Raw genomic sequence first — 19,537 nt, 5'->3', positions numbered from 1 at the left:
AGTCGCATTTTTACTGTTTACGAAACAACAATGTGAGCATGGGACAAATTCAAAAGGGATACAATGAAGACAGATAATGACACGCAATTAACCGTTAAGCCTGCAAAAGACGCAAGCTTGTCCCAATGGTTAGATTATTTATTATCGATTCACCCCACTGAAATAGATATGGGCTTAACCCGAGTAACGGCCGTTGCTGAGCGTTTAAGTCTATTGTCCTTAGCTGACTCTAAAGTGATTACCGTTGCCGGAACCAATGGCAAAGGTACCACTTGCGCCATGCTTGAGGCGGTATTTTTGCAAGCCGGTAAAACGGTTGGGGTTTATAGCTCGCCGCACTTAGTTAACTTTAACGAGCGCGTAAGGCTTAATCATATTGACGTGACAGATGCGCAAATTATTGAAGCCTTTAGTGTCATTGAACATGCCCGCGCTGAGATCTCATTAAGCTTTTTTGAATTTGCCACCTTAACAGGATTATATATTTTCAAGCTGGCTAAACCTGAGATTATTTTACTGGAAGTGGGCTTAGGTGGTCGCTTAGATGCAACCAATATTATTGATGCCGATGTCAGTGTCATTACCTCGATTGATATTGATCATCAAGAGTATCTAGGTGATACCAGAGAGCTAGTCGGCCGTGAAAAGGCAGGAGTATTTAGAACTGAGTGTTTAGCGGTGATTGGCGAACCTGATTGCCCTAATTCCATAACCGAATATGCCCAAGCGATTAATGCGTATGCTTATAGTGTTAATAAAGACTTTAGCTATGTTATTGCAAATGACACTAGCACAGATAACCGCTCAACTTGGCACTATAGCAGTGCTAATCGCAGCATAGAGGCTATACCATTACCGAGATTACCTTTAGCCAATGCCGCCACTGCCATTGCTGTTATTGAGCAGGCTTTCCCACAACTCAGTGATAACGATATTAAACAGGGCATTGCCAATGCCAGTTTGTCAGGCCGCTTTGAGCAAGTACTAGAACAACCAAAAGTGTGGGTTGATGTAGCACATAATCCCCATGCTGCGAAATACCTTGCTACGCAACTGCAAGGCTTTAAGCCTGCGCGCATTATTGCCTTATGCGGTATGTTAAAAGATAAAGATGCCGCTGCAGTTTTAAAGGAGCTTGAAGACAGTATTGATGAATGGAACTTTGTATCATTACCGGTTGAGCGCGGAAATGATGCTAAAACATTAGCCAAGGAGTTAAATACAAGCTTGTCTGCATCACAATTTGACTCAATGGATTTGGCTTGGTGCAGTATTAAGTCAAATATAAATGCAGATGATGTAGTAATTGTTTTTGGCTCATTTTACACTGTGGCAGCGTTTAGTGAATTATTAAAAAAGGGATAAAGATTTGTCTGGTCAATTTCAAAACCGTTTAGTTGGCACCATAGTGATCGTTGCTCTTGGGGTTATATTTTTACCTGATTTATTAGACGGTAAAAAGCAGCGCCAAGTTGAAGAGTTTACAGAAATTCCTTTACGCCCAGTGATTACTGAGCAAGCAAGCGATCAAATTGGCGAGGGTTACACTCCTGAAACCTTTGAAGTTGAAGAGATTGCAGCAACCCAAGATTTAGCTCAAGTTTCAGAAAAAACCAGCACTACGCCAGCGACTAAAACTGACAGTGGAACAAAGTCAGTCACAAGCGCCAACACCGCAACCGCATTAACAGCAGTAACCTCAAAGCCTGAAACTGTTAAATCAGCCATAAAACAAGCTCAGCCCATCAAAGCGGGATTTACCTTGCAGTTGGGTGGTTTTAATAACGCTAAAAATGTTGAAGGCTTAGTTCAAAAGCTGCGCACTAATGGTTTTACCGCTTATACATTACCGACTAAACCGATTGATGGTTCTTTAACAAAAGTGTTTGTCGGCCCTGAACTCTCAGCAGATAAACTGAAAAGTTATCAACAAAAAATACAGAAAATAACCGGTCTTCAAGGCAAGATTGTGCAATACAATCCCCTAGAAAACTAACTATTCATCATTGTTTTTTTCAGCGCACAGTCAATTTATTCTGCTAGAGGTGTGAAACTTTTCAGTCTCTGTTAGAATCGCGCCGTCTTAACATCTATACCGGATCCCTCTCTCAATGGTTTGGATTGATTACGCTATTTTCATTATCATCGGCCTATCAACTGTTATCAGTTTGATACGTGGATTTGCCAAAGAAGCCATGTCGCTAGTGGTATGGTTCGCTGCTTTCTTTGTTGCTAGCCAATTTTATCAAGATCTCGCTGTTCACCTAACGCAGATGAATGACGAAATGCTTAGAAATGGCGTTGCAATTGCTATTTTATTTATCGCTACTCTCATTCTTGGTGCCTTAGTTAATTACATATTAGGCCAACTGGTGTCAAAAACCGGCTTGTCAGGCACAGACCGCGTATTAGGTTTGTGCTTTGGCGCGCTTCGCGGGGCGTTAATCGTCAGCGCAATATTATTTTTTCTGGATGCGTTTACCGGTGCTTCAAGTCAAGACTGGTGGACGGATTCAGAGCTTGTACCCCAATTTGGTGTGGTTATTCAGTGGTTTTTTGACTATCTGGAAAATACCTCCAGCTTTGTACCCAAAATATAAATATAAATATAAAACATCTTACAATGAGGAAGCTTACCCATGTGTGGTATCGTCGGAATAGTTGGTCTGTCATCGGTTAATCAAACCATTTATGATGCGTTGACCGTGCTTCAGCACCGTGGTCAAGATGCTGCAGGCATCGTGACCGTGGACAAAAATGCATTTCGTTTACGTAAGGCTAATGGACTCGTTAAAGACGTATTTGAAATCAAACACATGCAACGCCTTCAAGGTAATGCAGGTATTGGACACGTACGTTATCCAACAGCAGGCAGCTCGAGTGCCTCTGAAGCACAACCATTCTATGTTAACTCTCCATTTGGTATTTCCTTAGCCCATAACGGTAACTTGACCAATACAGTTGAGCTTGCTGAAGGACTGATCAAAAAGCGCCGTCATGTAAATACCACCTCAGATTCTGAAGTGTTATTAAACTTGCTTGCTGATGAGCTGCAAGAAACCCGCAGCTTAACCTTAAGCGCTGATGAAGTTTTTGATGCAATAGCGAAAGTTCATGCACAAACTCGCGGTGCTTATGCTGCTGCGGCGATGATTATTGGCCAAGGCTTAGTGGCATTTCGTGACCCATTTGGGATCCGTCCTTTAGTACTTGGTAAGAACGAAACCCCAACAGGTACCGAATACATGGTCGCCTCTGAATCAGTGGCACTTGATGCAGTTGGCTTTGAAGTGATGCGCGACGTTGCGCCAGGCGAAGCAGTTTATATTTCACTTGATGGTCAACTATTTACTCGCCAATGTGCGGTTGAGCCAAGCTATGCACCTTGTATTTTTGAATTCGTCTATTTCGCTCGTCCAGACTCGAGTATTGATAAAGTGTCTGTCTATGCCAGCCGTGTAAACATGGGGGCTAAATTAGGCGCAAAAATTCAAAAGGAATGGGAAGATTATGATATTGACGTGGTGATCCCAATTCCTGAAACCTCGTGTGATATCGCCCTAGAAATTGCTCGTGGAATGGACCTGCCATATCGCCAAGGTTTTGTTAAAAACCGCTATATTGGCCGTACTTTTATTATGCCGGGTCAGCAAGAGCGTAAGAAATCTGTTCGCCGTAAGCTAAACGCGATTAAAACTGAGTTTACTGGTAAGAACGTATTGTTAGTTGACGACTCAATTGTTCGTGGTACCACCTCTGAGCAAATCATTGAAATGGCTCGTGAAGCTGGGGCTAAGAAAGTGTATTTTGCTTCAGCAGCACCTGAAATTCGCTTCCCGAATGTCTACGGTATTGATATGCCAACCACCAATGAGTTGATTGCTCATGGCCGTGATGCTGATGAAATCGCTAAAATCATCGGCGCCGATGGGATTATCTTCCAAGACTTATCAGACTTGGTTGAAGCCGTTGGAATGGAAAATCCAGAAATTAAGCGCTTTGAAACCTCAGTATTTGATGGTCATTACATCACTAACGATGTTGACCAGGCGTACTTGGATCACCTGACTCAACTGCGAAATGATGATGCCAAAGCCAATAATAAAGACATTGGTACTAACTTAGAAATGCATAACGTTTGTCATCCTTAAACGATACTTTCTAAGTAACTGATTAAAGCCAGCTAGCCGCTGGCTTTTTTGTTTTTCTTTTCCTTCAGTAATCGAAACTAGTACTACAGATAAAAAAATGCCTGAATCACTTCAGGCATTTTGCTCGGTTTATTGATGATGAGTCACTATCAAATTACTAATATAAATATATTAATAATTATGAGCTTCTGCTAGTCGTGCAGGGGAGTGACACACAGAACATGATTCAGTGATAGGCGCTGGGTCAAATACGGCAAAGTCGCCACTTTCACCCGTGTGCGTATCAGCTTCTGGAGTGATAGCCACATTGAAATCACCACCTTGTTGTATCATGTGATTTTTCGCAGCATCACCAGTATGACAAGTGGCACAGTTAGCAGAAATCGCCGTGATACCGTAAACACTGCTTTCATCCATACCGTTTAACACAACTGCTGGTGCTACATCTTCAAGGTCAATCATACCAGTGTGACAAGCTTGACAATCAACCGGCATGTTTCTGTCGGTTGTTGGCATGTCATTTAGACCACGGTCTTGCTTGTATGCTCCAAAGTGCATGTTGTGAACCAATGGTCCCCACGCCATCGCGTAGTCTCCTATAGTTCCATCTTCCTGTGTTTTACCTGGAGCCCAGTTATAAGCAGAGTGACATTGCGCACAGCCGTCGCCACCTAAGTCAAAACCACCACGTTGACCACCATGACCTTGTAACCCTTCAGTGTGACAAGTTAGACACTTCATGCCATCAGAGGTTGTACGACGGACATCTTTGATGTTCGATACTGATATAGGTGCACTTGCCCCATTTTCAGCTCCCCAACGAGCAGTGTAGGTAATGCGACCATCTACACCACCGAATAACACTTCACCTTCTACATAGGGTAGCGCGTGTTCGATGATATAAATTACCTCACCATTTTCACCAGCCATAGCGTCCACTGAACGTGCCACATGACCTTCGTCACGGCCTGGAAGCACTGCTTCGCCATTCTTAACTACTGTTGCCCAGCCACGTGGAGATGCATCGGTAATAGCTAGAATATCAACTGGCTTACCTTCGCTATCCGTAGCGGTTGCAGTTACTTCAATCGCAGTTTTATCTTCGCTACGAACAACTGAAAATACTTCAAACTTGTAACGGTTTAATGCTTCATCACGCGCCTTACCATTTTCATGATCATGTTGGAACGAATTGTGACAGGTTGCACAATCAAGGTCAGTAAAGTTACTGTGATTAACAGCTAAATCTTTATCTGCATCTTGTAAATCAGCATGACAAGTTGCACAGCCATTGAGTGACGCAGTAAATACCACATCGTCAATGTGACAAGTTGAACAACGGTATTTATCCATTGAATAACTTGTACCCAATGAAGCGTGGCCAGAAGATATTTTACCGCCTTCACCATCAGCTAATTTGCCATGCCCTAGCATTGCCATGGTGTTTTGAGCCCAGCCGCCATCTTTTTGTTCAGTTTGAGTGTGACAAACTAGACATGCTTCAACAATAATAACTTCTTGGTCATTGTCTAATGCATGGTGATGCTGATGCCAGCCCCAAGTTGCGTTGCCTGTAGCATCTTCAAACTCACCGTGACAGGCGACACATTTAGCATCATCTGTGGTGCTCACTTGTGCATAATGATCGTTCTTAGTAAACATCACACGCTTAGTACGTGGCATACCATTTTCGCCATTACCTGGTCGAATATAGCCAGTACCAATTGATTCAGATGTCGCAGCTTCATGTGGCATAGATAAGTTGTAGATACCGTCACCAGCATGGGTCAAGGTACCTGGTGCGTTATCATCACCCGCAACCCAAGTCACATCAACAGTGTCAGCAAGTAAACCTGCTTCATTTTTGATTGTTGACATTAACTGGACTTTATCTAAATCTTCTACTGGAACCCCATCTTGGTTCTCAACCGAAAATTCAACATTAACTAAGCCATCGGCATATTGCCATTCCATCACTTTTGCTACTGCTGATGTGGTCACTACTGGTGGTACCCAAGGTGCACCGGGGTCACCAGGTAGACCATCGTTTCCATCTTTACCATCATTACAAGCACTCATCCCCAGTGCAGTAGCCACAAGTAAAGCAACACGACATTTGCTCATTAATTTCATCTCATACTCCAAAATGTTTTTCTTACCTCTTAATGGGTAATTGGAGCGTAATGTAAAGATTGCTTGGCAACTGTTGACTAGATCACAAACTAGGGGTATTACTAGTTTAATTGTTTATATTCAATAGTTTGAATATAAACCTCCTAGCTGAACATTCTGAATTAAAGCTTAATCTCCCGATGTGTTTTTGCATTAAGATCACAAATTAAAGTAAATTTTTATTGGTTGTTTTTGGTTAAATTTAGCGCCTTATAAGCGTGGTTTTTAATGCTTTGGCCTAGTGTTTTGAGTAGCAGCTCATCATTCTAAGAAACCTGCCATTGCATTAACAGTTGCACTTATTTTTGCTATTCGCTAAATTACACTGTAATTTCATACAGTGTTTTAAAAGTCTAATAAATCTATGATCCTCTATATTGCTGAAAAACCCAGTCTAGGCCGTGCAATTGCCGATGTATTACCAAAGCCGCATAAAAAAGGTGATGGTTTTATCATGAGCGCCAATGGGGATTGCGTGTCTTGGTGTATAGGGCATTTGTTAGAGCAAGCAGAACCTGATGTCTATGATCCCGCTTTTAAATCATGGCAATTAGCCCATTTACCCATAGTGCCGAGTAAATGGCAGTTAAAACCTAAAACTAATACGCGCTCACAGTTGAGCATCTTAAAAAAGCTCATCAAACAAGCATCGAGTTTAGTTAATGCTGGCGATCCTGATAGAGAAGGGCAGCTGCTGGTGGATGAAGTCATTTCCTATGCAGGTGTAAAGGCCGACAAGATTGCTCAAACCCAGCGTTTACTTATTAGCGATCTTAACCCTTCGGCGGTAAAACGCGCCTTAGGGCAATTGCGCACTAATAAAGAGTTTGTCCCCTTATCTACCTCAGCCTTAGCCCGCAGCCGCGCAGATTGGCTATATGGCATGAATATGACCCGCGCTTATACCATTCAAGGCAAAAAAGTAGGTTATCAGGGAGTATTGTCTGTTGGTCGAGTGCAAACCCCGGTACTGGGGTTAGTGGTAAGGCGAGATGAAGAAATTGCCAATTTTCAGCCCAAAGCTTTTTATGAAGTATTGGCGCATTTACTGACCGATAACCAAGAAGGCTTTTCGGCTAAGTGGAAACCCAGTGAAGCATGTCAGCCATATATGGATGAAGAGGGGCGAGTGCTCGCCAAAGGCTTAGCAGAAAATGTGGTGGGGCGGATAACTAACAAGCCAGCTGAAGTGACCAAACTTGAATCAAAAAATAAGCGTCAGAACCCCCCATTGCCTTATAGTTTATCCAGCCTGCAAATCGATGCCGCCAAACGCTTTGGTATGAGTGCCAAAGAGGTGCTTGATACCTGTCAGAGTTTATATGAAAGGCATAAATTAATTACGTATCCGCGCTCAGATAGTCGCTATTTACCTGCAGAGCAACATGGCCTTGCACCCCAAGTTATTCGCGCAGTATTAAGTAATGATGCAGGCTTAATCGCTAAAGCGGATACACCCAATGCCAAGCTCAAGTCCAAAGCTTGGAATGACAGTAAAGTTGATGCTCACCACGCGATAATTCCCACTGAAAAAAACACTAATTTGGCAAACTTATCAGCCAAAGAGTCGCAGTTATATTCTCATATTGCACGGCAGTATTTAGCCCAGTTTTACCCCGCCTATATTTATGATGAAACCCAAGTTGAAGTGACCATTGCGGGTGGCTTATTTACCACTAAAGCTAAGCAAGAGTTATCGTTAGGTTGGAAATGTTTGTTTGCGAAAATGCAGGGTAAAGATAATGCAGATGGCAGTGATGACGAAAATTTAGCGACCTTACCGCCACTGAAAAAAGGTCAACAACTCCATTGTGAGCGTGGCGAATTGCTTGAAAAAACCACTCAAGCGCCAAAACACTTTACTGATGCGACTTTGCTTGGCGCCATGACAGGGATCAATCGCTATGTCACTAACCCTGAAGTGAAGAAGATCCTAAAAGACACCGATGGCTTGGGCACCGAGGCAACCCGAGCAGGCATTATTGAATTACTGTTTAATCGCGGTTACTTATTAAGGCAGGGTAAATCAATCATTGCCACCCCAGTTGGCGTTGGCTTGATCCATTCATTACCAGAAACAGCCACCACACCGGATATGACTGCGCTGTGGGAAAGTAGCCTTGATGCCATAAGTCAAAAGCAGCTTAGGTATGATGCCTTTATGGAGCCATTGTTAGCGCAATTACAGCAACTGATTGAGCAAGCTTCAAATCAATTACCTACAGCTCTTGAGGGGATTAAAGGGCCTGGCTATAAAAAACGCCGCTCCAGTAGTGGCTATAAACGCAAAGGTGCAGCAAGTAAAACCTCTACGGCTAAAACTTCCCGTAAGCGCAGCTCGAGTAAATAAGCCGATAAAAGAGAGTTTGTATGAATAAATCATGGGATACAGGTATTGCATCGCTCGCACTCGATTGTTCTTAAAGGGAATAGCGGAATTTCAGGCAAAAAAAATGAGTAAACCGAATCAGGGTTTACTCATAAAAATTCACTAGTTCACAACATAAAGGGCGGAACAGGTTAGATTATGGCCGAACTTACTTAACTGAAAATTAATTTAATCTGTCGACGTGCTGTGGAGTGTGATCGACTTCAATATTAATCAATTTAAAACTGAACATTAAATTACATTTGTTATCGAATGCTATCCTTTCGGCTCAATGAAATGAGTTTATCTAAAATATGCTCACCATCCATACGAATGCCATTATGCTCATATTCTGATGTTAGCCAATAGCTGAGGTTATTCACTAGCTGCGCAGTTTCAAGGCTGTAATTCATATCAACATACATATCTTCACTGTAAATAGCCGCAGTGACCGGGACGGTGTTTTGCAGTAACACGTCCACATCGTATAAATTGCTCCAATCTGATTTTTGCGCAATTAATTCTGCCACCTCTTTGAGAGGCTTTAACTGATTAAATTGTTCAAAGAACCATGGATAAATCATTTCGCCAGTAAACAGTAAGCGCTGCCCTTGTTGATAATTGAATTTAGGGAACTGCTCTCTGACTCTATGGGCTGACCAATTAGCCCCTTGTTGATGAAACTGCTGGCAATAGATCGATTCATGCAATAACGCGAAAATTGGGTTGGTGTTGTAATCCAAAAATTGACTAAATTGATGCAAAAATAGCGGGTTTATTGTGCGACCTTGGGCAGTATCGATCATGGCTTGCTCAAGTAAGTAATAGAGGGCTTCAGGGCCTTGCTCCATACCTATATTAACCCCGAGCAGCTGTAGCATCTCAACGGTGAGTTTTTCGCCTGTGGCAAGGTAAACGTCATTATCAGCAATATAGTCAGCCAGTTCTGCTGTTAATGACTCAGCATCTTTGAAACGATGATAAAAATCAGCGTTTTTGGCAAGTACCCGTTTATAGGTTGCTTGATAGACGTCATCTGCTTGACGGGTTAATGATGGAATACCACCTGTGATAAAGGCTTCAGTTAGTGCTTGTGGCGCTGCGCTTAAATAGCGTAAAACACAAAAGCCGCCAAAACTTTGGCCTAAAATACTCCATGGCTGATTATTTGCTAATTGAGCTCTAATTACTTCAGCATCTCGAACAATGTTATCGGCTCTAAAGTGGCACACATAATCGGCTTGTTCTTGCGCGGTTAAATGCGCCAGTGTGGCGCTATTTAGTAAGCTTGAAAGACCGGTGCCGCGCTGATCAAGCAACAGCACTCGATATTCTTTTAGGGCGCGTTTTATCCAGCCACTATTCTCAACAGGGCGCACTGCACCAAAGCCCGGTCCACCTTGAAAATACACTAAATAGGGTAAGGATAAATCTTGGTTTTCTGTACTGACGATTTCCCGAACAAAAATTGATAATTGCTCACCTTCGGGCTGCTGATAATCTAATGGAACGCTAAAAAAGTGTTTTGTGGAAACGATCCCAGAAAGAATACTGTCAATTTGCATGGTGTGCCTGTGAAAATAGGATTCAGAAAGGTAGTATTGTATGAAGGTTAGTCCTTGGTCACAATGAAAATATGATGCTAATTAAATGAAGTGGTGATGTTAAATTATTCATTTGTTTGGGCAGCGATGCAAGCTCAGTAAAAATGCTTGTGTTCAAACCAACTAATTGGTTTTATTTTTTGATTCTTATAGATAGATCAAACATTTTATTAAGCTTTAACGCATAATAACTTGGTCGCGATAATTTTCTCAATTTGAGGATAGAAGTAATGAAGTACCAAATCATTCCAGTCACCCCGTTTCAACAAAATTGTAGTGTTATTTGGTGTGAAAAAACCAAACTGGCAGCCGTTGTCGATCCCGGTGGTGACATTGAACGTATTACTACTGAAGTTAATAAGTTAGGTCTGAGCTTAGAAAAAATCTTATTAACCCATGGTCATATTGATCATGTTGGCGGCGCGAAAACACTGGCTAATCAGCTTAATATTCCTATCATTGGCCCACATATCGCTGACCAATTTTGGCTACAAGGGCTAGCAAAGCAAAGCCAGAACTTTGGTTTTGCGCATGTTGACTCGTTTGAGCCTAGCCAATATTTAAATGAAGGCGATGAAGTGACCATTGGCGAAGAGCGTTTATCGGTGGTGCATTGTCCCGGTCATACTCCAGGACATGTGGTGTTTCACTCTAATAAATCAAACCTTGTATGGGTTGGTGATGTGCTATTTAGAAGCTCCATTGGCCGCACTGATTTTCCGCAATCGGACCATCAACAACTAATCCACTCAATTACACAAAAATTATGGCCTTTAGGGGAAAAAGTAACCTTTATACCCGGTCATGGTCCTATGTCGACTTTTGAAGAAGAGCGTCAGCATAATCCATTTGTTGCTGATCAATTATTGGGCTAGGCTCAAGCGTATTCATTTAGCTGCTGGGAATATTGCCCGGTGGCTTACGCAGCAAGCTAGCAGTGTAAAGTAAAATACACTGCTAGCTAAATTGGCATAAACCGTTACATTTTATCTTGCACCAGCTTCACATCCCTTAAACCAGCGACTAGCCTGACTTGCTGGTTCAAACATAGTTATTACTGCCCTTAAATTAATACAGTTAATACTTTGGTAAGTGCCATAAGGCTTTGCATTGTTTAGCGGCTTTGCTAGCTTATAGTCACTTAAAGCACTTATGCTGCTTTGATTAATTACTGCTGAGCGGTGTTTTCATATCAATCAGCATGCTGGCAGGGACTCATGGCACATCATTTATTATCATTGTTAGACACTTGGGCTGAAAAACCGCAACAAGACTGGACTTTAGCAGTCATCACTTCTGTTGAAGGTTCTTCATACCGCAAACCTGGCGCCATTATGTTGTTTGACCCTTTGGGGAAAACCTTAGGCATGTTAAGTGGTGGCTGCTTGGAAGCAGACTTACGTCGTCACGCACAAAAGTCCATACAAACCCAGCAAGTTCAGCAATTAACCTATGACGCCACTGATGAAAATGACACCAGTTACCAACTAGGTTGTGGTGGTTTGGTCAACATTATGATGGTGCCGCTATTAGGTGATAATCATTACCTCGGCTTAGCCGAGTTACATCACCAGCTGACGCTAGGTAAAAAAGGCTCGTACCAATTATCGATAGTTGAGCATCATAGCTATGCTGGCCAAGTCGTAGGTAAGTTCGTTGCTGATGACATAGCTTACAAGCAAACTGCAGCAGACATTATTACTGGTATTGTTACTGACGTGAGTTCTGACAATAACCTCAACTTGTTACGTATCCCAGTCAGAAGCCCATTTCATTTAGGGGTGTTTGGTGGCGGGTTGGATGCACAGCCTTTGGTGGCTATGGCGCAGCAGCTTGACTGGCAAGTCAGCGTATTTGATAGTCGCTCTGCGTATGCAAGAGGCTATGATTTTCCAGATGCTAAGATTTGTAAAAAACCACTAACGCAGATAGATTTGTTAGAAATACAACACCTTGATGCGGCCGTAGTTATGAATCATAACTTGGATATGGACGCTGCAGCATTAAGCCTATTGCAAGGAACAAACCTCGCTTATATCGCGCTTTTAGGGCCAACTCATCGAAGAGATAAGGTGTTGCAAAAATGTCAGCTTTCAACTGATGATTTTAGTGGCTTTTTCTCAGCCCCTGCAGGGCTGGCATTAGGCGGAGAGCTACCAAGTTCTGTGGCCTTAAGTATCTTGTCTCAATGCCACGGGGTATTACATCACGGACTTAAGCGGCAAGGTGAGTTAAGTAATCTTGATAAGGTCATGCTTTGATGAATTTATTTTCTACTCCCCCTAATGTGGTCTCCGTGATGTTAGCCGCAGGGGGTAGTACTCGCTTTAATGGGGCAAAACTTGCCGCAACGTTAAGCGCTGATAATAACGCGCAAAGCTTAATTCAACAGAGTTATGCAATATTGAGTAAGGCGACAACCGAGTTAGATCTATCGCCACCAGTTTTGGTACTTGGCGGCCATAAAGACCTACTTAGTCCATTACTCGCCAATGACATTGAGATATTAACCAATCAAAACTGGCAATCAGGTTTGGCAAGTTCAGTGGCTATGGCGGCAAGTTATGCCCAATCACAACAGGCTGATGCATTACTACTGACATTAGCAGATCAAGTTGCCATCTCTCATTCAGATTATTTAAGCCTGTATGGGCTTTTTTGCCAATTTGGTAAAACCACTGCGGCTTATTACCAGCAAAGCCCCGGTGTACCAGCCATCTTTCTCGCCAGTGACTTTGAAGCATTACAGCAACTTGAAGGCGACAGTGGTGCGAAAAAAATATTAACACGACATTTAGAACAGCAACAATTGACTGTTTTGCCATTAGCGCAAGCGGCAATTGATATTGATACTCAAACCGATCTCAAGCAGTGGTTGGTCAACAAGGAGTAAGTTATGACACAACAAACACAAACGTTGCAGGTAAATGGCAAAAATTTTAGCCTTGATGCCGACCCGAATATGCCCATTTTATGGGCGCTGCGCGATATCTTAGGCTTAACTGGGACTAAGTTTGGTTGCGGCGCTGGCTTATGCGGCGCTTGCACTGTTCACCTTGATGGCAAACCGGTTAGAGGCTGCCTGACCAGTATTAAGCAAGCTGCAGGTAAGCAAATTACCACCATTGAAGGCCTTGAAGCTGACAAGTTAAAAGCTGCTTGGGTTGAACATAACGTACCGCAATGCGGTTATTGCCAAGCTGGGCAGTTAATGTCGGCGGCGGCATTATTAACCACGACAGCCAATCCCACAGAAGCACAAATTGATAAAGCGATGACCGGTAATATTTGTCGTTGCGGCACCTATCCACGTATTAAGGCAGCTATTTTTACTGCCGCTAACAGCAAAGCGGAGGCGTAATTATGACTACCTTTACCGCAGTAGAAAATATGAGTCGCCGTGGGGTGTTGAAGTTATTTGGCGCCGTAGGAGGTGGGTTAGCCCTTGGAGCATCTGGGCTTGCTTGGAGCCCGATGGCCATGGCAGAAGGCAAACAAGCGCAGCTAAACTTGTTTATTGCCATTGGTGAAGACAATAAAGTGTATTTGACCTGTCACCGCTCTGAAATGGGCCAAGGGATCAGAACGGGTATTCCTCAAGTATTAGCAGATGAGTTAGAAGCTGACTGGGAACAAATCGTCGTCGTGCAAGGCCTCGCTAACGAAGAGTTTGGCAGTCAAAATACCGATGGCAGTCGCAGTATTCGTAAGCATTATCAGCGAATGCGTCAAATGGGCGCTACTGCCCGAGTCATGCTTGAGCAAGCTGCTGCGAATGAGTGGAAAGTAGCGCCATCGCAAGTGTATGCCAAGGCGGGTAAAGTCCATGATAAGTCCTCCTCAAAGTCGTTAAGCTTTGGCGATTTAGCGCTAGCAGCAAGTGTATTAACTATGCCAGCACTTGATAGTGTGCCTTTAAAGCCTGCTTCAAAATTTACCCACATTGGTAAATCTCCAGCGATTGTGGATATGGACGACATGATCAGCGGTAAAGCGGTGTTTGGTTATGATATTAACGTTGAAGGCATGGTTTACGCCTCAATCACCCGGCCACCGGTTTTAGGCAGCGATGTTGCATCTATTGATGACAGCGCAGCAAGGGCGGTTGCAGGAGTGCTAGATGTTATTCAAATTCCTATTGCCAAAGGCGCGCCGTTATTTCAAGCCCTTGGCGGGGTAGCTGTTATTGCGAGTAACACCTGGAGCGCAATTCAAGGTCGTAAAGCATTAAAAGTAACTTGGACCGAATCAGCTAATAGCAGTTATGACTCTGATGCAGATTTAGCTCAGCTAGTGACTCGGGTTGGTCAACCTGGACAAGTTATTCGCCAATTGGGTGACAGTGTTACTGATTGGAATAAAGACAATAGCTTATCAGCGGTGTACACAGTGCCGTATCTCACCCATGCGATGATGGAGCCACCTGTAGCGGTCGCTTCAGTTACCAAAGAAGGTTGCGAGCTGTGGGCATCAACTCAAACGCCCCAAAGCACTCAGAAAAATGTTGCCGGCACTTTAGGGCTTAAAGACGAGCAAGTTAAAGTGAATGTCACCCTACTTGGTGGTGGTTTTGGACGTAAATCTAAGCCCGATTTTAGTGTAGAAGCGGCGATATTATCTAAGCAACTGAATAAACCAGTAAAAGTCAGCTGGAGCCGTGAAGATGAAATTCAAAATGGCTATTACCATGCAATTAGCGCTCAGTATTATCAAGCTAAGTTAGATAGCAACAAAGTGCCGCAGGCGTTACTGGCTCGCAGTGGTTTCCCGTCTATTAGTTCAACCTTTGCTGAAGGCGTTGATATGCCATCGGCTGGCGAATTGGACTTGGGCTTTTCTGATATGCCGTTTAATTTACCTCAAATTCAATTAGAGTCAGTGAAAGCCACGGCTCACTCTCGTATCGGTTGGATGCGCTCTGTGTGTAATATTCAACACGGTTTTGGTATCGGTAGCTTTGTCGATGAACTGGCGGTCAATGCTGGTAAACCTTGCATTGCAATGTGGCGTGAGCTGCTCGGTACGCCACGCTATGAAAAGCTTGAGAACCAAATCGTCAAATACGGTAACTATGGTGAAACCTTAGATGATTTTCCCATCGATATTGGTCGTTTTCTTGGTGTTATCGATGCGGTAGAAAAAGCGATGGCGAAACACCCTAAAGTCAAAGACGGTCAAGGCTGGGGTTTTGCAGTGCATCGTAGTTTTGTCAGCTACGTGGCGGTTGCGACATTAGTTGAAGTTAACGGCGATAACCTCAAGGTCTTAAAGAGTATCGCCGCCATTGATGCGGGTACAGTGGTTAACCCTGATAGAGCGCACTCTCAAACAGAAGGTGCGGTTATATTTGGTTTAAGCCTCGCGATGATGGGCGAGATTAGCTACAAAGACGGTAAAGTGGAGCAATCAAACTTCCATAACTATCGGTTATTACGAATGGGGCAATCACCTGAAATTGAAACCATTGTCGTGGCATCAAGCGAAAAACCCGCTGGTGTGGGTGAGCCCGGTGTGCCGCCTGTGGCGCCAAGTTTAACCAATGCGATTTTTGCTGCTACCGGTAAGCGCTATCGTGATTTACCACTGAATAAAGTGTTAAAAATGTAACTTTAGCCAGCAAGTTTAAACGCCCAAATTGGTGATAGAATTTGGGCGTTTTTTTGTAAGTATTTTTAATAACAAAGTATAAATAACACTGAAATTTGCAAGACCAGCACAGGCTTTATTGAAGTGAGCACATATTCGATTTAGAAGGTCAACAGTGACGCTTTTTGTAAAAAGGGGCCATGCTAATGTTTTGGCTAAGAGTTAATTAAAACAAGTAAGGTAATTTTATTTAATATAAGCTAAAGCTAAATTATCGATTTTAAAAGTAAATCTCAACAGCACAGGACTGCGACACATGACAGCAACACATCCATTGGCCTTACCTCTCATCAATATTTATGCAAAAGGCGGTTACACAGTAAAGTTACATATTGGCAGTCAACAAACGGAAGTGAACTTAATTGTTGATTCAGGTAGTAGCACATTAGTTGTCGGTCAAGTCGCTTATCACCCCGAAGATGATACAGATTTAACGGCCACCAGTTTTGCTCAGGAAGTGACTTACGGTATCGGTGGTTGGGACGGGCCTGTCATAAATACGAATGTCACCATAGGCAATGATACATTTTCATTTACTTTGAATCCGTGTCCTGTAGCAGTGGTGTCTTCGCTGGCACAACGCAAAACATTTGGCGAAGCCAATGGTATTTTAGGCCTAGCTTACTATCAACTGAATTCAAGCTATGACCTGCATGATTATTTAGTTGAACGTAATGTTTCCCCGCCAGTTACCTATCCTTGGCCATTTTCAGAAGAGGATTCAGTTTGCCCAAATGAGACTCATCACCACACTGATGAACATCAGCACTTTAGTAGCAATGATTTAACCCGCTTTAAGGCTTTTTTAAAAACTCAACCAGAGCAGGATATTTTGCCGTATTTTACCCAGTTAGAAACTCAAGGATTATGTGCAAACAAGTTCGCTTTTTACTCTCAACGATCCAGTGTGCATGTGGCGAGTGCAACGCCATCAAAAGCATCACTTGCTGCAGATCCTTTAAATCAGGGCTGGTTAATTCTTGGTGGTGGTAAAGAGCAAACACACTTATATCAAGGTCAATTCAAGCACATAAAGGTTGAACATAACGTGCACTATAATGTCACCTTAGTTGGGATTAAAGTGGGTGACTTTGCGCAAATTAATGCCGCCGATCTTAAACCTGAGTTTGCCTACTACTTAACCAATGCAATTATCGATACCGGCACTAGCGGTATCATGTTAACGGATGTGTTATTCGAGGGGTTAAAGCAGAACTTACACACGCTGACTCAAACTGTAGCGGCGTCCACACCAAACAAACACATTGGCATTCCACAGGATTTTTTAAGCTTAATTGCGCCTTTTACCGATCTTGCAGCGCAAGAAGTAGGGATCGATGCCGAATTACTGGATTTAACGCAGTGGCCAGATATTGAGTTTATTTTTGCGGGTCATTCTGAGTGTGATGGTCATGGCGGTGCGCCAGCTTCTCATACTCACTCTCAAACTCAAACTCATACTCAAACCAATAGTCACCAACCAGAACCCATCACATTAACTTGCAAGCCCCATGATTACTGGCAACTTAATAGTCCTTTACAAGGTAAAGCGTGTTTCAAAATTATTGGCAAGTTACCTCAGTGGGGTAATCAGTCATTAATTGGCTTACCGCTACTCAACAATTACTACGTTATTTTTGATCGGGAGGAGCATAAAACTGGAGTGATACGCTTTGCTGAGCAAGCCCCGTTTGAATCAAAATTAGTGCAAGGGGTCGCCAATCATTATGCGCAATTATTAACCGGTGCTTCTAAATCAGCAGGTGCAGTTAAATGAATTACCGCTTTAATACTCAGCGCCTGTCGATGCGATTAATACAGCAAGGCGATTTTGACATATTTGTGCAGCTTTATTCCGACCCTAAGACAATGCGAAAAATATGTGCCCCTTTTGAGCCGCAGCAAATCAAGCAATTTTTCGAAACTGCCATTCAAAATAACCTTACTTCAATAAAACAATCTTGGGTTTGGGTCATCGAACACAATAACCAAGCAATCGGTTTACAAAGCTTATTCGCACAAAACAATCAATCGAACCACGCTGATATTGGCATTATGTTATTAAGACAATATAACGGTAAATTACTTGCTGAAGAGGCGACTGTCGGGTTAATTAACTTTGGTTTTAGCACTGTTAAATTCGAACGAATTTACGCTCAATATGACAGTAGCAATTATGCAACCCATAGAAGTACCCAAAAATTGGGGTTTATTATCGAACAGCCAAAAGCTGTTAGCGCAGATAAAAAAAGCACTAAAGATAAAACCCAATACATCAGTAGTTATGTCACCGCAGAAATTTGGCAGAAATCACTGCCAAATCATATTAATACCTGTTAAATTGTTATCATCAAGGTAACATTGAAGTAACATTAGCTGTAATTATTAAGGCGTGAGAATACACTCCAATGAATGGATCTTTAGTTTGCGTAGGGTTAGGAATGACGCTAGGGGCGCATATTTGCCCTATTAGCAAGAGCCATATTGATAAAGCCGACGTGGTATTTTCTGGTGTCTCTAACGGTATTGTCGAGTTATGGCTTAAAGAAATGCACCCCGATGTCCGAAGCCTACAAGTCTTCTACGATAAAGGAAAGTCTCGCCACATTACCTATAAACAAATGGTTGATGCCATGCTCGCACAAGTCAGAGCGGGTAAAAAAGTCGTTGGCGCTTTTTACGGCCACCCAGGCGTATTCGCTCAAGCTCCCCATGTTGCAATCGAACAGGCAAAACAAGAGGGGTTTGATGCCAAGATGATCCCTGGCATTTCTGCTGAAGACTGTTTATATGCGGATTTAGGCATAGATCCGGGTCGTGTTGGTTGTCAGCATTTTGAAGCAAGTCAATTTATGTTCTATCAACGTAAAATTGATGCATCTGCTTACCTCGTATTATGGCAGGTGGGCGTTGCTGGGGATAAGTCTTTACAGCGACTTGAGACAGGACAAGCCCATAAGCAACTGTTAGTTGAACTGTTACTTGAAACATACCCCGCAGACCATTCGGTAATATTATATGAAGCGGCAGTGTTACCGATTGATAAGGTTCGCCAACAACGCATCCCAGTTAACGAATTAGCCCAAGTTGCTATTCATCAACATACCACATTGGTGATCCCGCCTTCAGAAAGTATGAAAGTTAATACCAAATTACAAACCCGACTGCTTGAGCTAGAAGCTCAATTAAGTCACCACCAAGCAAGCTAAATTGTAAATATAAGCTGGATTTACAAGACATCATTTTAAGGAGAAAACATGTCAAACATTATTCAATTACTCGAGCGTATGGGCCAAGATGCGGACTTACAAAATCCACTTTCATTAGCGGATGCGATTTCAACCTCTAACTTAACTCCCGAGTTAAAACTGGCTTTATCAAATAATGACATTACTAGCTTAGAAAAACAGCTCGATATTTGCCCTGATATTGTTTGTTTAATGGTCCCGGCTGAAAGTGACAAGCCGACAGAGGATGACAAACCTGCTGATGAAAGCCAGCCAAAAGATACAGATAACACCATTTCAAATATCAAACTGTCAGCTTAAATAGCTATCAGCATAACTTACAGGCGAAAATAAAAATGGATCTAAAGT

The 19,537-nt window shown here is 42.8% G+C and carries 16 protein-coding genes; 14 read left to right on the top strand and 2 right to left on the bottom strand.

Annotated elements, in window-relative coordinates:
* The first annotated feature begins 63 nt into the window (after positions 1-63).
* The 4 genes from folC to purF all read left to right on the top strand — a co-directional run bounded on the left by folC (position 64) and on the right by purF (position 4,151).
* Complete coding sequence (gene folC / locus Q4546_RS03615; RefSeq protein WP_303445698.1) at positions 64-1,365, top strand: bifunctional tetrahydrofolate synthase/dihydrofolate synthase; 1,302 nt, start codon at positions 64-66, stop codon at positions 1,363-1,365.
* Between the two features lie 4 nt (positions 1,366-1,369).
* Positions 1,370-1,996 (top strand): SPOR domain-containing protein, encoded by a 627-nt coding sequence (locus Q4546_RS03610; RefSeq protein ID WP_102437449.1) that lies wholly within the window; start codon positions 1,370-1,372, stop codon positions 1,994-1,996.
* Positions 1,997-2,111: 115 nt separating this feature from the next.
* Positions 2,112-2,600: a CvpA family protein gene (locus Q4546_RS03605; protein ID WP_303445697.1), complete on the top strand. Its 489-nt coding sequence runs from the start codon at positions 2,112-2,114 to the stop codon at positions 2,598-2,600.
* Positions 2,601-2,639: 39 nt separating this feature from the next.
* Entirely contained in the window at positions 2,640-4,151 is a 1,512-nt protein-coding gene (gene purF, locus Q4546_RS03600) for an amidophosphoribosyltransferase (RefSeq protein WP_102476956.1), read from the top strand.
* Positions 4,152-4,322: 171 nt separating this feature from the next.
* Here the strand turns inward: purF and Q4546_RS03595 are convergent, their stop codons facing one another.
* Positions 4,323-6,284, bottom strand: a complete 1,962-nt coding sequence (locus tag Q4546_RS03595; RefSeq protein ID WP_303445696.1) for a hypothetical protein — start codon at positions 6,282-6,284, stop codon at positions 4,323-4,325.
* Positions 6,285-6,687: 403 nt separating this feature from the next.
* Between Q4546_RS03595 and Q4546_RS03590 the strand changes: the two genes are divergently transcribed.
* Positions 6,688-8,673, top strand: a complete 1,986-nt coding sequence (locus Q4546_RS03590; protein WP_303445695.1) for a DNA topoisomerase III — start codon at positions 6,688-6,690, stop codon at positions 8,671-8,673.
* Between the two features lie 284 nt (positions 8,674-8,957).
* On the opposite strand, the gene Q4546_RS03585 is transcribed toward Q4546_RS03590, so the two are convergent.
* The gene (locus Q4546_RS03585) at positions 8,958-10,256 is read right to left on the bottom strand and encodes an alpha/beta fold hydrolase (RefSeq protein WP_102437441.1); all 1,299 of its coding nucleotides are present in this window, start codon (positions 10,254-10,256) and stop codon (positions 8,958-8,960) included.
* A gap of 269 nt (positions 10,257-10,525) precedes the next feature.
* On the opposite strand from Q4546_RS03585, the gene Q4546_RS03580 reads away from it, so the two are divergent.
* The 9 genes from Q4546_RS03580 to Q4546_RS03540 all read left to right on the top strand — a co-directional run bounded on the left by Q4546_RS03580 (position 10,526) and on the right by Q4546_RS03540 (position 19,489).
* Positions 10,526-11,170, top strand: coding sequence for an MBL fold metallo-hydrolase (locus Q4546_RS03580; RefSeq protein ID WP_303445694.1), 645 nt, complete (start codon positions 10,526-10,528; stop codon positions 11,168-11,170).
* A 342-nt stretch (positions 11,171-11,512) separates the two neighbouring features.
* On the top strand, positions 11,513-12,556 hold the full coding sequence (locus tag Q4546_RS03575; RefSeq protein WP_303410783.1) for an XdhC family protein: 1,044 nt from the start codon (positions 11,513-11,515) through the stop codon (positions 12,554-12,556).
* On the top strand, positions 12,556-13,188 hold the full coding sequence (locus Q4546_RS03570) for a nucleotidyltransferase family protein (protein WP_102476963.1): 633 nt from the start codon (positions 12,556-12,558) through the stop codon (positions 13,186-13,188). The genes Q4546_RS03575 and Q4546_RS03570 overlap by 1 nt, the downstream gene beginning before the upstream one ends.
* Positions 13,189-13,191: 3 nt before the next feature.
* Entirely contained in the window at positions 13,192-13,656 is a 465-nt protein-coding gene (locus Q4546_RS03565; protein ID WP_076537112.1) for a (2Fe-2S)-binding protein, read from the top strand.
* A gap of 2 nt (positions 13,657-13,658) precedes the next feature.
* Positions 13,659-15,902 (top strand): molybdopterin cofactor-binding domain-containing protein, encoded by a 2,244-nt coding sequence (locus Q4546_RS03560; protein WP_303445693.1) that lies wholly within the window; start codon positions 13,659-13,661, stop codon positions 15,900-15,902.
* A gap of 295 nt (positions 15,903-16,197) precedes the next feature.
* Entirely contained in the window at positions 16,198-17,718 is a 1,521-nt protein-coding gene (locus Q4546_RS03555) for a pepsin-like aspartic protease (RefSeq protein ID WP_303445692.1), read from the top strand.
* A complete protein-coding gene (locus Q4546_RS03550; RefSeq protein ID WP_303445691.1) occupies positions 17,715-18,281 on the top strand; it encodes a GNAT family N-acetyltransferase in 567 nt (188 codons plus the stop codon). The genes Q4546_RS03555 and Q4546_RS03550 overlap by 4 nt, the downstream gene beginning before the upstream one ends.
* 68 nt (positions 18,282-18,349) lie before the next feature.
* Positions 18,350-19,150, top strand: coding sequence for an SAM-dependent methyltransferase (locus Q4546_RS03545; RefSeq protein ID WP_303445690.1), 801 nt, complete (start codon positions 18,350-18,352; stop codon positions 19,148-19,150).
* Between the two features lie 48 nt (positions 19,151-19,198).
* Positions 19,199-19,489: a hypothetical protein gene (locus Q4546_RS03540; protein WP_303445689.1), complete on the top strand. Its 291-nt coding sequence runs from the start codon at positions 19,199-19,201 to the stop codon at positions 19,487-19,489.
* Positions 19,490-19,537 lie beyond the last annotated feature (48 nt).

Source organism: Shewanella sp. 4_MG-2023, from assembly GCF_030548015.1.
Lineage (GTDB): Bacteria > Pseudomonadota > Gammaproteobacteria > Enterobacterales > Shewanellaceae > Shewanella.
This window is presented reverse-complemented; position numbering and strand designations above follow the sequence as displayed.

What these genes read in the sequence shown, in the direction of transcription:
- folC (WP_303445698.1), top strand. Translation starts at nt 64, where the DNA reads ATGAAGACAGATAATGACACGCAATTAACCGTTAAGCCTGCAAAAGAC.
- Q4546_RS03605 (WP_303445697.1), top strand. Translation starts at nt 2,112, where the DNA reads ATGGTTTGGATTGATTACGCTATTTTCATTATCATCGGCCTATCAACT.
- purF (WP_102476956.1), top strand. Translation starts at nt 2,640, where the DNA reads ATGTGTGGTATCGTCGGAATAGTTGGTCTGTCATCGGTTAATCAAACC.
- Q4546_RS03595 (WP_303445696.1), bottom strand. Translation starts at nt 6,284, where the DNA reads ATGAAATTAATGAGCAAATGTCGTGTTGCTTTACTTGTGGCTACTGCA.
- Q4546_RS03590 (WP_303445695.1), top strand. Translation starts at nt 6,688, where the DNA reads ATGATCCTCTATATTGCTGAAAAACCCAGTCTAGGCCGTGCAATTGCC.
- Q4546_RS03585 (WP_102437441.1), bottom strand. Translation starts at nt 10,256, where the DNA reads ATGCAAATTGACAGTATTCTTTCTGGGATCGTTTCCACAAAACACTTT.
- Q4546_RS03580 (WP_303445694.1), top strand. Translation starts at nt 10,526, where the DNA reads ATGAAGTACCAAATCATTCCAGTCACCCCGTTTCAACAAAATTGTAGT.
- Q4546_RS03575 (WP_303410783.1), top strand. Translation starts at nt 11,513, where the DNA reads ATGGCACATCATTTATTATCATTGTTAGACACTTGGGCTGAAAAACCG.
- Q4546_RS03570 (WP_102476963.1), top strand. Translation starts at nt 12,556, where the DNA reads ATGAATTTATTTTCTACTCCCCCTAATGTGGTCTCCGTGATGTTAGCC.
- Q4546_RS03565 (WP_076537112.1), top strand. Translation starts at nt 13,192, where the DNA reads ATGACACAACAAACACAAACGTTGCAGGTAAATGGCAAAAATTTTAGC.
- Q4546_RS03560 (WP_303445693.1), top strand. Translation starts at nt 13,659, where the DNA reads ATGACTACCTTTACCGCAGTAGAAAATATGAGTCGCCGTGGGGTGTTG.
- Q4546_RS03555 (WP_303445692.1), top strand. Translation starts at nt 16,198, where the DNA reads ATGACAGCAACACATCCATTGGCCTTACCTCTCATCAATATTTATGCA.
- Q4546_RS03550 (WP_303445691.1), top strand. Translation starts at nt 17,715, where the DNA reads ATGAATTACCGCTTTAATACTCAGCGCCTGTCGATGCGATTAATACAG.
- Q4546_RS03545 (WP_303445690.1), top strand. Translation starts at nt 18,350, where the DNA reads ATGAATGGATCTTTAGTTTGCGTAGGGTTAGGAATGACGCTAGGGGCG.
- Q4546_RS03540 (WP_303445689.1), top strand. Translation starts at nt 19,199, where the DNA reads ATGTCAAACATTATTCAATTACTCGAGCGTATGGGCCAAGATGCGGAC.